The following is a 14,338-nucleotide window of genomic DNA, read 5'->3' on the forward strand; positions in this document are numbered from 1 at the left end:
CCACAGCTTAAAAGATTTTAAATACGCTGGAAATTTTTCTCGCAGATTTTGCAGATTAAGCGAATTATTCTTTGATAAACTTTTCAAAAAACCTGCAGAATCTGAGTGAAAAAAATGTATCTTTTAATATCATTTTTGAGAAACGATACGATTAATTATTTCTTTAAATAAAACTTTTCGCCTTTTCGACTTTGCGAGATTATTCTTTTTACTTCCCTAAAATTCCTTTTTTCAGAATCTGTCCAAAATCGTACATATCTTCAAAAGAACAATATAAAGGAACCGGTGCTAAACGAATAACATTAGGTTCACGCCAGTCTGTAATAACTCCGTTTTTCATTAAATAATCAAATAGGCTTCTTCCTTCTCCGTGTAAAAAAACAGATAATTGACACGCTCTTTCTTCAGGGTTTGAAGGCGTAATAATTTCGAAAGTACTATCAACTTCCTTATCAATTTCATGCAGGATAAATTCTAAATAAGAGGTGATTTTATCTCTTTTTGCAATTAAAGCATCCATTCCAACCTCAGCAAACATTTCTACCGAAGCTAAATAGGGAGCCAAAGAAAGTACCGGTAAATTACTAATCTGCCAGCCTCCTGCTCCATTTACAGGATCAAAATTAGGTTCCATTTTAAAACGGCGCTCTTTGTTATGTCCCCACCAGCCTGCAAATCTTGGCAAATCTGAATTATGATGTTTTTGGTGTACAAAACAGCCGGAAGCATTACCCGGTCCTGAATTCATGTATTTGTAACTGCACCAGGCAGCAAAATCGACATTCCAGTCGTGAAGTTCTAATTTGATATTTCCGGCTGCGTGCGCCAAATCCCAACCTACTTTTGCACCTGCTTTTTGTCCTGCAGCTGTAATGGTTTTAATATCAAAAACTTGTCCTGTATAATAATTTACTCCTCCAATTAAGACCAAAGCCAGCTCATCACCCACTTCTTCAATTTTTTCCAGAACATCCTCCAAACGAATATTGTGTTCGCCCTCACGACGTTTGATTTCTACAATAGCATCTTCCGGTTTGTATCCATGAAAATCTACCTGACTCTGAAACATATACTGATCTGAAGGGAATGCTTTTTCTTCGCAGATAATTTTATAACGTTTCCCTTTTGGCTGATAAAAAGAAACCATCAGCAAATGAAGGTTTACGGTTAGCGTATTCATTACCGTAATTTCTGAAGGTAATGCTCCTACAATTTTACTCAAAGGTTCCGGGAATCTCTCCTGATAATCCCACCATGGTTTTTCAGCATAAAAATGACCTTCTACCGCAAGATCTGCCCAGTCCTTCATTATTTCATCAATATAGGCTTTGGTACGTTTTGGCTGTAATCCTAAAGAATTCCCCGTGAAATAAATAACACGTTTGTCATTTACTTTCGGAAAAATAAACTGATCCTGATAATGATTTAGAACGTCTTGTGAGTCGAGTTGTCTGGCGAATTCGCGTGTATTTTGAAAAGTCATTGTTTTTATTTTGTGCAGTAAAAATAACAAAAAATGGTCTAAAAGTTTGTTATTTTTTTGTTTCAGGTTTCAAGTTTCAGGTTTCAGGTTAGCTCAACGGTACGTTTAACTTGAAACCTGAAACTTGAAACTTACAAAAACCCTTTTAAACAAAAAACCCATCATCACTGACAGGTTTCTTAAATTTATGTTTTTCAGATTAGATGATTAACATCGCATCACCGTAAGAATAAAATTTGTATCCTTCTTTGATTGCTTCATCGTAAGCTTTTTTCATTAAATCATGTCCACAAAAAGCTGAAATCATCATTAATAATGTTGATTTTGGCGTGTGAAAATTGGTAATCATGCAATTTGCAATACTAAAATCGTGAGGAGGAAAAATGAATTTATTTGTCCATCCTTCGTAAGGATTTAATGTGCTTTGAGATGATACAGAACTTTCAATGGCACGCATTGAAGTAGTTCCTACAGCACAAATACGTTTTTTCTTGGCTTTTGCTTCGTTTACGATATCACAAGCTTGCTGATTAATAATCAATTCTTCAGAATCCATTTTGTGTTTCGACAAATCTTCAACCTCAACCGGATTAAAAGTTCCTAAACCAACATGAAGTGTTACTTCAGCAAAATTCACTCCTTTGATTTCCAGTTTTTTCAAAAGATGTTTTGAGAAGTGTAAACCTGCAGTTGGTGCCGCTACCGCTCCTTCTTCTTTTGCATAAATAGTCTGGTATCTTTCTGCATCTTCCGGAGTTACTTCACGGCTGATGTATTTTGGAATTGGAGTTTCTCCAAGTTCTGTCAATTTATTTCTGAATTCTTCGTAAGAACCATCATATAAAAAACGTAAAGTTCTACCACGAGAAGTAGTATTGTCAATTACCTCAGCCACTAAAGAATCGTCATCACCGAAATAAAGTTTGTTTCCGATACGAATTTTTCTTGCCGGATCAACCAAAACATCCCAAAGACGTTGTTCTGAGTTTAATTCTCTTAATAAGAACACTTCGATTCTTGCTCCTGTTTTTTCTTTATTTCCGTACAAACGTGCAGGGAAAACTTTTGTATTATTTAGAATTAAAACGTCTCCGTCATCAAAATAGTTGATTACGTCTTTAAACATTTTATGTTCGATAGTGTTCTTTTTTCGATCGATTACCATTAAACGAGACTCATCTCTGTTTTCTGCCGGGAATTCTGCTAAAAGTTCTTTTGGTAAATTGAAACTGAAGTGTGATAATTTCATATTTGAATTGTTGATTTTAAAATGTAACTTTTAGATTTTGTATCTAAAATTGTAAATCGTGTGCAAATATACGATTGTGAGACAGGCGTTGTCAAGTGTTTTGCTGTTTATTTTCAAAAGTCGTTGATTCAGTGGTGTTTCGACAACATCAAAAACGTTTTTTTCCACCATATAAGTGATATAAGTTCATTTAATTTGAATTTCTGAAAATTAGTGCGTGTTTTTATTTGGCTAAAGCCGAAAAAGTAATCATAAAAAAACCTCCAATTAAAAACTGGAGGTTATTCAAATTATGTCATTTTATTTAAATGAACTTGTATTTCTTATATGGTTTAAAACTTTACAGTTCTGAGATTTCGAAGTTTAATTCTTTTAAATCATTCCAGAAATCAGGATATGATTTTGAAACTACTTCGGCATTTTCGATGATGATTGGCACTTTTAAAGCTAAAGGAGCAAAAGCCATCGCCATACGGTGATCGTTATAAGTCGCAATTTTCACATTGTGATTAATCGTATCCGAAAGTCCTAAAGTTAAACTATCATTGGTTACCGAAATATTGGCTCCTAATTTTGTAAGTTCAATTCGAAGCGCTTCAAGTCGGTCTGTTTCTTTAATTTTTAAAGTATGAAGCCCTGTTAAATGACAGCCAATTCCTAAACCTAAACAAGTTACCACTATCGTTTGTGCAATATCAGGCGTATTATTCAGGTCAAAATTTACTGTTTCCAATTTAAAATCAGGCTGTTTCGTCAAAGTCATTTTATTTCCTTCGAAAGTCGTTTTGACACCCATTTTTTCATAAATAGAAACCAAAGCAGAATCTCCCTGTAAACTGTTTTCTTTATAACTGCTCAAAGTTATGGATGCAGCATCAGCCAAAGCAACCAAACTAAAAAAATAAGATGCCGAGCTCCAGTCAGATTCTACCACCATTTCTTTTGAAACAACAGCTTCTTTTGGATAAACTTTAATGACATTTCCTTCAAAACTGGTTTGAATATCCAAATCATTCAGTAAGGCCAAAGTCATTTTGATATACGGAATCGAAGTAATTTCGCCTTCTAAAGTTAACTCTAAACCATTCTCTAATTTTGAAGCAACCAATAAAAGAGCCGAAATATACTGACTGCTTACATTTGCAGCCAAACTTACTTTTGAAGCTGTAACTTTTTTTCCTTTGATTCTTATTGGTGGATAGCCTTCTTCTTTTTCATAAGAGATTTCAACCCCCAATTGCGCTAAAGCTTCTACTAAAATTTTTATCGGACGTTCCTGCATTCTGCTTGAACCTGTCATTACGACTTCGCGACCTTCATTTACTGCAAAATAAGCTGTTAAAAAACGCATCGCAGTTCCGGCATGATGAATATCTACAACCTCATCACTTCCAATCAAAGCTTTTTGCATTACCTCGCTGTCATCAGAGTTAGAAGTATTAGTCAATGTAATGTTTGGAAACAGTGCTTTTAACAGCAATAAACGATTGGTTTCGCTTTTTGATCCTGTAACCGCAATCTGACCTTGTAAATTTTTATGATTGGTTTGAAGTAATAAATTCATTTTTATAATTATAAGTTGTAGATTATGAATTATGAATGATTAAAAACGTAATTCAGACGCGCAATTTACCACTCCCCATTCATAATTCAAAATTCAAAACTCATAATTCAAAACTTATGAGTGATATTTCACAATTATTTCAATTTATCGTTGTTTTTGTGACGATCTTTATCTCTAACAGACTTTAAATCCATTTTTTTATCAAAAGCGGCCTGCAAATCAATACCGGTTTGATTGGCCAGACATAAAACTACAAAAACAACATCGGCCAATTCTTCGCCTAAATCTTTGTTTTTATCGCTTTCTTTTTCGGATTGCTCTCCGTACCTGCGAGCAATAATTCGGGCAACTTCACCTACTTCTTCTGTAAGCTGTGCCATATTTGTTAATTCGTTAAAATAACGAACACCGTGTTCTTTTATCCAGGTGTCAACCTCTAATTGTGCATTTTTTAAATCCATTTTTATACTTTTTTAAGAACAATTTTCTCATTTTGACTTTCTAGTATTTTCTGAAAAAATTCTTTTAACATGTCATACTCATCAACTGCAAAAATAGAACTGTTTATTTCTTTTCTTACCTGAATATGTATTTTATTTTCTTTAGAAAGCATATCCATCACATAAGATGCCTTTTCATTTTCTGTTGCAATTTTAATTGTTTTTGGAAGCGATTCAATGACATAACCATCTGGAATCTCATAAAAAATATTATAAATCTGTTGTTTCGGGTAACCAAAATAAATAGGCATTTGTCTTTCTTCCTGAATAAATGGATTTTTATTATCTGAAAAAAACAACAAAGGTTTTAAAAATATTTTTCCTTTAATTACATCATAAGGGCTATTTATGGTAAAACTGAAATCTTCGATAACTGGTTTTGATAAATCATCTTTTTTATTTTCAATCTTGTAATCCGAAATTTCGATTTTCTTCAAATCATTTTCTAATTTTTCCAGATAGACATCTTCACTTTTATTTGCATTTATTTCTCTAAAACCAAAAGCGGAATAATCCGATTTTTTAATTTTTAGTTTTCCTTCTATTTTCCCCAATTCAGGTTTAATTATCGCTGTTAAAGTATAATTGTCTTTTGATGGAGTTGTCGGAATCATTTCAATTTCTTCTGATGAGCTATCCTCTTTTATAAGTCTTCCTTTCCAGTTTAAAAGATTTAAAGGCAAAATATTTGGCGCAGTGAATTTATTTGTTGCGTCTAATAAAATCTTTTTCCCATCGATTTCGGCAGCGGCAATAACATAATTAAAAACGGTTCGGTTTGGGAACACCGGAATACCATTTTCAAGTGTGCTAACCAGAACCGGATTTGCATCAATACCAGCTGCTTTTAGCATTGAAATGAGTATAAAATTTATTTCAGCAACATTTCCGGTTTTTGCTGCATACGCTTTTTTAACCCCTTTCTCTATATAATATCCTTTTTCTTTGTTCCAGTTCATATAACCCTGAACAAATTTGAAAACGACCTCTAGACGTTCTTTGGGAGAATTTACATTTTGCAATATTCTTTTTAAGTCTTCTGAAAAATAATCTCTTTGTTTAATTTCTTTGCCAAAACGTTCATTTTCATAAATTGTACCGGCAACACCCTCCCAGGTTTTGGTATAATCTACAACTGGTTTATCCGGAAATCTTTTTCTTTCCAGCTCATTTTGTACAGCTCCTATATAATTCTCTATATTATCAACAAATATCTCTTTCTTGATTGCCGGAATATCTTTCGATGTATATAAACTGTTAATTTGCTTATAACCAATCGCGTAATAATCTCTACTATCTACAATTTCAGCTTTTGTTTCAATTTTATGATAACCTCTAAGTAATGATTTATAGATAAAAAACTCGGGGATTTCGGTCTTATATTCAAAAAAAATAACCGGAATATTGTATTGAAAATCAAAATCAGGCAACCTGACAATATTTTCTGATTTGAGTACATATTTAAATTCGATAACTGAACCCGCTTTTACATTTGGCAAAGTTATGGTCTCCTGATTCCAGTATTTATTTATTTTATTCTTAAAATGCCCTTCGCTGTCTAATTTTGTTTTTACAATTGTTCCGTTTTCAAGATTATAGGTTACGGCATTTGAAAATTTAACACTATCATCACCCAGATTTTCATATCCTACATAATAGGACACTTTTTGATTTGCCCAGCTTAAACCTTCAGTCTTGTAAATTTTTATTTTGAATTCATATACATTATTCGCTGTAAAACCTCTACCGCCAGCATACGTAAAAAAAGTTTTTCCTCTTTTAAATAAAATTGCAGCTGCAGCTGAAGTATCTTTTGGATTGACTTTTTCTTCTAATTCGGCAATTGTTACTTTTCCTAGCTCATAATTTTGAGCTTTGGTATTCATCGAAATAAGAATTAAAACTATTGAGATAATTATGGTACGCAATGTCATTTTTTAAATTTTCTTTAAAACAATTTTCTCGGTTTCTTTTGCGATCATTGCTTTGTAATATTCTTTCAGCATTTCATATTTTTCTGCAGGAACTATAGCGTCATTAATCTGATGTAATATTGATAGTTGAATCTGGCCTTCATTAACAACTGAAACAAATTTAAAAATCCCGAGATTATCCTGCATATTGACTCCTGAAGTTGCAGGAAAACTTTCTACTTCGAATCCGTCAGGAATCTGAATATTGATGGTATATCTTTCAGAAAATGGGAATCCGAAATCAACCGGATATTCTCTGTTTTCCTGTATAAAAGGATTACTGCTTTTAGCAAAAAAAAGCATCGGATTCAGATACATTTTTCCGGCAATAATTTCTACCAAATCTTTTCCTGCGAATGAAAATGTTTCTACAGCAGGTAATAAAGTTTCTTTTTCGTTTGTTCTGCTATAGTCGCTTATTTCAATAGTATTAGTGTTTTCACATTTTTCTAAATACTCATCTTGCTTTACGCCGTCAGAATCATTCCTAAATTTCACGGCATTATGATCGTACATTTGTTTTCTTGCCTTACCCGAAATCTGCCCATCCTGATTAATTACATAACTCATTGAAGTAATGCTTTCTGATAACTTTTTGGGTATTAAGTCAACTTCTTCAGAACTTCCGCTTTTTCGAATTAATCTTCCATGCCAGTTTATAGCTCTTAATGGCAAAACATTGGGCATTGAAAATTTATCGGTAGCATCTAATAATACATTCCCATTTGGGGTTTCTACTGCTGCAATCACATAATTAAAGGCTGCTAAATTAGGAAACAAAGCGATACCGTTTTCTCTGGTACTTACCAAAACCGGGTTTGCTGTCAAACCGGCATAACGTAACATTGCAGTAAGCATCAAATTGATTTCTGCTGTATTTCCTTTTTTTTGCTGATAAGCTTTACGAACCCCTTCATTGCAAGCATAACTATTGTAACCATTCCATTTTATGTTTGTTTGTACATAATTCAAAATAGCAGTTATCTTTTCATCCGAAGATTTTTTTTCGAGTATTATTTGTTTTAAATCATCTTCGAAATAGCTTGTCTTTTTTAGTTCCAAGCCAAATTTTTCCATCTCATAAATCGTTTTTGTAACGGAATTCCAATCTCCAGACAATGATTTGCTAAATATTCCCGGTACATTAATCCCTTCCATTTCAAATGAAACACCAGAGGTATAATTATTAATATTATTAACAAACGATTCTTCTTTCATGGCGGGCAGATTCTCTTCACTGTAAGTCGTTTCCATTGCAGTTGTGCCATACGTTTTAGCTGTTACAGATTTGACTTTTGGAACAAAAAAACCTTTAAAACTTTTTTTAAAAATAAATTTATCGGGAATAGTTGTTTTAAATTCTGAATAATTAACAGGTATGCTTTTTTGAAAACTCCAATCGCGTATATAAAGAGGCTCTCCATAAACTTTACAGTGAAATTCAATTATACTCCCTTCCCTGACATCCGGCATTACTATTTTTTTATTCCAATAGTATTGATTTGTTTTTTCAATAAACTCACCTTCCGGTTTTAAATTGGTTTTTACAATTTTACCTCCCACCAAATTATAGGTATAAGCATCGGTTATGATTACATTATACTCCTTTCCGGGTTGTACTCCAAGCTGAAAATTAGACCAGTAATATCCTTCTTTTTTATACACTTTTATTTTTACCTGCATAAAAGACTCACTGTATCCCTGATCATATATAATTACCTGACCTTTATTAAAAAGCATTGCCGCAGCAGCTGAAGAATCCCGCGGATGTACTTTTTCTTCTAACTCCGCAATAGTGACTTTACCTAACTCATAATTTTGAGCTTTGGTATTAATCGAAATTAGAATTAAAACTATTGAAATAATTATGGTGCGAAATGTCATTTTTTAAATCCTTTTTAAAACAATTTTCTCACTTTCCTTAGCAAGCATTGCTTTATAATAATCTTTGAGCATTTCGTATTGTTGTGTTGAAACAATAGCTTCATTAATTTGGTGCGAAATACTCATTTGAAGCATATTTTCGTTAGCCATAATATTAAATTTAAAAGAACCTAAGCCATCTTCCATGTTCATTGCGGCAGGTGTAGGCAGTGTTTCAACTGTATATCCATCAGGAATTTTAATGGTTATGCTATATTTATCCATAAAAGGAAAACCAAAATCTACAGGATATTCTCTGGTTTCCTGATTGAAAGGATTTTTTCTATTGGTAAAAAATAACATTGGAGATACGTAAATTTTATCGCCTATTCTTTCGCATAAATTTGAACCGGTAAAAGAGTAGGTTTCTGAAACCGGTAAAATGAGTTCCTTTTCATTTGTCCGGCTGTATTCACTTATTTCAATTTTGTTGTTATCATTTTCCAGTTTTTCCAAATAAGCTTCTTCTTTTTGCTCACTCATATTTCCCCTGATAATCATCGCATTATAATCAAAACATTGTCTCTTTGCTTTTCCGGTAATTTTACCATCAGTATCAATACTATAACTCATAAAAACAATATCACCGGATGCTTTTTTAGGCATTAATTCTACTTCATCAGAAGAACCATCTTTTCTAATCAATCTTCCTTGCCAATTTAAAGCTCTCATAGGCAAAACATTTGGCACAGAAAATCTGTCTGTTGCATCTAATAAAATATTACCCGTTTCTGTTTCAACAGCTGCTATGACATAGTTATAAGCCGTTCTGTTAGGGAACAATGAAATTCCGTTATCCCGTGTGCTTACTAAAACCGGATTTGCTGTTAAACCTGCATAGCGTAACATTGCCGTTAGCATTAAATTTATCTCTGCAACGTTTCCTGATTTTTCCTGATATGCCTTACGAACTCCTTTATCACACCAATAACTATAATATTTATTCCACTTGACATTTGATTTTACATGATTAAAAATAACTGCTATTTTTCCCTCGGGAGTTGTAATTTTGGCTAACAGTACTTTTAAATCATCTTCAAAATAACCTGTTTTATTTAACTCTGGTCCAAAATCATCGTATTCATAAATGGTTTTTGCAACTGAATTCCAATCTGTAGAAAGGGTTTTTACAGGACTGTTAGGATACTTAATCATCGAGAGCTCCTGCTCCAAACTTGAGGTATAATTATTTATATTATTAACAAAAGACTCCTCTTTCATGGCAGGTAAATGCTCTGCAATGTAAGTCGTTTCGGTTTCTAAATAATCTATTTTGTCCTGAGAAAATTCTGTTTTTGTTGTGCCTCCAAATCCTCCTACTGAATATCTTTCTTTAGAATTTATAAAGATTGACTTATTATTTTTTTCTGCAGTTACTTTAGGAAAAACATATCCTTTTTGTCTAATATTAAAAACATAATACTCAGGAATGTAAGTCACATATTCTGAATAGTTTACCGGAATACTGGTTTGAAAAGCCCAGTCTCTTATCATACCAATATTAGGAGATCTTACAGTATAACTAAATTCTAATACAGAGCCTTCTTTTACATTAGGCATCGTGATTTTTTTTCTCGATCTGTATTTATTCACCTCTTCATTAAAAATTCCATCACTTTTAAGCTTTGTCTTTTCAATTTTTCCGTTTACTAAATTAAAAGTACACACATCCGAAAAATCAACTTTTTCTCTTGAATCGTTGTTTCCAATATAATATCCTACACTTTGGTTTGCCCAGTCGTAACCTTCTTTTTTATAAATTTTGATACGTGTATCTACTTGTGTCACTAAAACAAAACCTTCTCCTTGATTATATTCAATATTGGCTTTTCCTATTTTATACAATATAGCAGCTGCTGCCGATGAATCTTTTGGATGTATTTTTTGTTCTAATTCTGCAACAGATACTTTTCCTGGTTTAAATTCCTGTGCCGTCGTTTTAGAAAAAATAACACACACGCATAAGAGACTGAAAAACTTAATAGATTTCATTTGGTTGATTTTGGTTGATTTGGTTATGATTAATTCTTGGTTAGTATAATTTTGGCATTATCATTTCTTGACACCTGCTCCATAAAAAGACGGTATTCATCGTATTCTTTATTGGAATATTTTCCTTTGTTTAAAAACATGGAGCGTTTATAAGTAAGCTTATTATTTTCCTTTTTGATGATTTCGGTTCTGTACTCTCCAAATTTTCCTTTTAATTCAAAATTTGAAGGCAAAAATTCAATCGAAAAACCCACAGGAAGATTAATCTCAATTTCATCAGTATCTAAATAACCACGCTGAATCTGAAAAGGATTTTTACGATTTCTGATGCGTTTAATATTGCTTTTATTTTGATTAAAAGCATCTACCGGAAAAATAATTTTATTGGCCGAAACCACACCATAATTCATAGCGCTTACCTGTACGTCTTCAGTAAAACGAATATTTTGCTTATCATTTGCAAAAGTTATTTTTCCTAATTTCAAATTATTGATGTTGCTCCAATATTCTTTATAATGTGTGTCTTTTTCTGTAGGCTGCAGCGTTTCAGTTCTGGACTTTGAACTGTATTGAGAACCTTCAGACACTATTGAAATGTGACCTGAAAGATTGCCGTTTTCATCAATACTATAACTCCCTTTATCTGTTTGGGTATTCCCTTTGTCTTCATATATTTTAGTCCTGACAATTACAGCTCCTTCTGGCTTTACAACCAATACATCTCTGTCATCAGTAAAAGTACCCTGATAACCAAACGGATCGTCCTGGCTTGTACATTCTAAAAACGTATAATTATCTCCATTTGGAACTGCCAATATCATATGATTTCCCTGCATCGACACAAAATCTGACTGAATATTAGACTTGTAGCGATCACCATATAAAATTGTATTATACGAAGGAACATCAACTGCCTGCAAAAGTGCCTTAGTATAATTAGACAATGCTTTACAGTCTCCATATCCTAAACGATCTACATCACTTGCCAGCATAGGTTTCCAACCGCCTATTCCAACCTGGATACTAACATATCTTGATTTCTTTTGAACAAAATCATAAACCAATTTTGCTTTTTTTATCGGATCTTTTTCATCACCTATAATTCCTTTGATTTTGATCTTTGTACTTTCGGGTAAATCAATCGTTCCGGTTAATATTTTATCCGAATACCATTTCCCAAAATCTATCCAGTTGGTCGCTTCTCCATCAACGCCTTCAAGATGAAAACGTTCTAATCCCATCATTATTCGCGGATAAAGATCACGTGAAGACGGACTAAGATCCTCTGCTTTCTGGGCTAAAATATTCATAGCCTCGTAACTTAGTCTGGTATCCGTATCAGCTGTTTTTTTAATTTTAAATTCTGAAAACTGAAACTCTTTCTTTTTAAAGCCAAGGTTGTTAGGAAAAGTAACATTTAACACACATTTTTCAACACTAACATAATAGCCGCCTAAAAAATACCATTGTGGTATAAAAGCGGTATTTGAAGTTTCTGTTTCGCTTGTATAAACAATTGTAAAAGGATATGAAACCGGTGTATAATCTAAATAAACCACACGATTATCCGAAAAAAGTGTACTTCCATCTACAGCACTCTGGTCTCTAAAATCCTTTTTTTTAATCTTTTTAATTTCGTTACCAAACGCATCGTAAACAATGGCTTCGATATTTTTTATTGAGGTTGTTTTATCGTAGTGCTGATAAGCATCAATATCACGTAGTCCTTTTTCATTAAAAACTGATACAACTCTTTGTTTTTTGATATTCATACTTCTTTGGGAAGCAATCGTAATATCCATTTGATCTAAACGAACAACTGCATTTGCATTTTCTTTAAGACTGTCGGCAATTATTGTAGTTGGATATTGGCTCTTTTGAGCAGTAGAGACAAGGAAAAATAAGAAAAAAAACAATACGGAAACCTGGTTTTTCATTAGTAAGTAATTTCTTCAAATATATATTATTTTTAGAAATGTTTAACAAACATTTATGAACATTTATTCCCTGTTTTTACTGTCAATCAAAATTGTTACAGGACCATCATTTAACAGACTGACTTTCATATCTGCACCAAAAATCCCGGTCTGCACTTTTTTATTGAACTCTTTTTCTAAAGACGTTACAAAATCCTCATACATCGGAATTGCGAATTCCGGTTTTGAAGCTTTTATGTATGAAGGTCGGTTTCCTTTTTTTGTAGAAGCATGAAGTGTAAACTGACTTACCACAATGATATCACCATCGACATCCTGAACGGAACAATTCATAACATCATTTTCGTCTCCAAAAATTCTCATTTTTATGATTTTACCAACCAGCCAGTCAATATCTTCCTGAGTGTCGATATCTTCAATTCCGACTAAAACCAATAAACCTTTTTGAATATCTGCCGTTTTTTGACCATCAACTGTTACTGAAGCTTCGGAAACTCTTTGGATAACTACTTTCATATTTTAGTCATAAAGTTTGAAAGTCATAAAGTTGAAAGTCTAAAAAATCTCACTTTAAGACTTTAAGACATTTGACTTTAGACTATTTTTGATTTCTCGTTTCGTCGCTAATTTTACGGTCTTCATCATAAGAATCGGTTCGGTAATTTTCCTCATCACCCTCCAGTATTTTAAGATAACTGTTGTAACGTGACCAGGCAATTTCATCTTTTTCCAAAGCGGCTTTTATGGCACAATGTGGTTCTTCTTTGTGCAGACAGTTGTTAAACTTGCATTGATCTTTTAATTTAAAGAACTCAGGAAAGTAACCGCTGATTTCTTCTTTTTCCATATCAACAATTCCGAAACCTTTGATTCCGGGAGTATCAATGATTTTTGCATTAAAAGACAAATCATACATTTCGGCAAAAGTAGTGGTATGCTGTCCTTGTTTGCTTGCTTCAGAAATTGTTTTGGTTTTAAGATGTAAAGATGGTTCCATCGCATTTACTAAAGTCGATTTCCCAACACCTGAATGTCCAGAGAACATACTTACTTTGCCAATCATCATTTCTTTTAACTCTTCAACACCTTTCATCTCTGTAGAAGAAACTCGAAGACATTTGTAACCAATTTGCTGATAAACATATTGCATATACAGCTGATCGTCAAAAGTTGCTTCGTCAAAAGTATCGATCTTATTAAAAACTAATATGGTTTCAATATTATAAGCTTCGGCAGTAACTAAAAAACGGTCTATAAAATTAAAAGTCGTTGGAGGATTATTAATCGTAATCAATAAAAAAACACGATCAATATTCGAAGCAATAATATGCATCTGATGCGAAAGGTTAACCGATTTACGAACGATATAATTTTTTCTTTCGTGAATATTAAAAATCGTTCCCGTTACAGCATCCGAAGTTTCATCTAATTCATAATCGACAATATCACCTACAGCAATAGGATTGGTACTTTTTATACCTTTTATTCTGAATTTCCCTTTCATACGGCATTCCACAAAATCTCCACTTTCAGATTTTACGGTGTACCAGCTTCCTGTAGACTTATATACGGTTCCTGTCATTCTTTAATTTTAGATATCAGATTTTAGATTTTAGAATATTTTTAGAATCTAAAAAATAAAAGGCAAAATTACGTTTTTAGAATTGAACAACGCAACTTCGCCTTTTAAATTTGAAATCTATCCTTCTATTTTATT

The 14,338-nt window shown here is 32.8% G+C and carries 10 protein-coding genes; all 10 read right to left on the reverse strand.

Features of this window, described 5'->3' with window-relative positions; all coding sequences use genetic code 11:
* Nucleotides 1-208: 208 nt before the first annotated feature.
* The 10 genes from kynU to rsgA all read right to left on the reverse strand — a co-directional run bounded on the left by kynU (nt 209) and on the right by rsgA (nt 14,203).
* Nucleotides 209-1,483, reverse strand: coding sequence for a kynureninase (gene kynU / locus FLV_RS05065; protein ID WP_243231446.1), 1,275 nt, complete (start codon nt 1,481-1,483; stop codon nt 209-211).
* A 199-nt stretch (nt 1,484-1,682) separates the two neighbouring features.
* The gene (gene queA / locus FLV_RS05070; RefSeq protein WP_243231447.1) at nt 1,683-2,732 is read right to left on the reverse strand and encodes a tRNA preQ1(34) S-adenosylmethionine ribosyltransferase-isomerase QueA; all 1,050 of its coding nucleotides are present in this window, start codon (nt 2,730-2,732) and stop codon (nt 1,683-1,685) included.
* A gap of 340 nt (nt 2,733-3,072) precedes the next feature.
* On the reverse strand, nt 3,073-4,296 hold the full coding sequence (gene aroA / locus FLV_RS05075) for a 3-phosphoshikimate 1-carboxyvinyltransferase (RefSeq protein WP_243231457.1): 1,224 nt from the start codon (nt 4,294-4,296) through the stop codon (nt 3,073-3,075).
* A 134-nt stretch (nt 4,297-4,430) separates the two neighbouring features.
* A complete protein-coding gene (locus tag FLV_RS05080) occupies nt 4,431-4,757 on the reverse strand; it encodes a nucleotide pyrophosphohydrolase (RefSeq protein ID WP_243231461.1) in 327 nt (108 codons plus the stop codon).
* Between the two features lie 2 nt (nt 4,758-4,759).
* A complete protein-coding gene (locus tag FLV_RS05085; protein ID WP_243231465.1) occupies nt 4,760-6,682 on the reverse strand; it encodes a DUF3857 domain-containing protein in 1,923 nt (640 codons plus the stop codon).
* 51 nt (nt 6,683-6,733) lie between these two features.
* A complete protein-coding gene (locus tag FLV_RS05090) occupies nt 6,734-8,653 on the reverse strand; it encodes a DUF3857 domain-containing protein (RefSeq protein ID WP_243231466.1) in 1,920 nt (639 codons plus the stop codon).
* Nucleotides 8,654-8,656: 3 nt separating this feature from the next.
* Entirely contained in the window at nt 8,657-10,684 is a 2,028-nt protein-coding gene (locus tag FLV_RS05095) for a DUF3857 domain-containing protein (protein WP_243231469.1), read from the reverse strand.
* 29 nt (nt 10,685-10,713) lie between these two features.
* On the reverse strand, nt 10,714-12,621 hold the full coding sequence (locus tag FLV_RS05100; RefSeq protein ID WP_243231471.1) for a DUF3857 domain-containing protein: 1,908 nt from the start codon (nt 12,619-12,621) through the stop codon (nt 10,714-10,716).
* 63 nt (nt 12,622-12,684) lie between these two features.
* Entirely contained in the window at nt 12,685-13,137 is a 453-nt protein-coding gene (gene dtd, locus FLV_RS05105; protein WP_243231476.1) for a D-aminoacyl-tRNA deacylase, read from the reverse strand.
* 82 nt (nt 13,138-13,219) lie between these two features.
* Nucleotides 13,220-14,203: a ribosome small subunit-dependent GTPase A gene (gene rsgA, locus FLV_RS05110; protein ID WP_243231487.1), complete on the reverse strand. Its 984-nt coding sequence runs from the start codon at nt 14,201-14,203 to the stop codon at nt 13,220-13,222.
* Nucleotides 14,204-14,338 lie beyond the last annotated feature (135 nt).

It is taken from the genome of Flavobacterium pectinovorum, from assembly GCF_022802975.1.
Classification (GTDB): domain Bacteria; phylum Bacteroidota; class Bacteroidia; order Flavobacteriales; family Flavobacteriaceae; genus Flavobacterium; species Flavobacterium pectinovorum_B.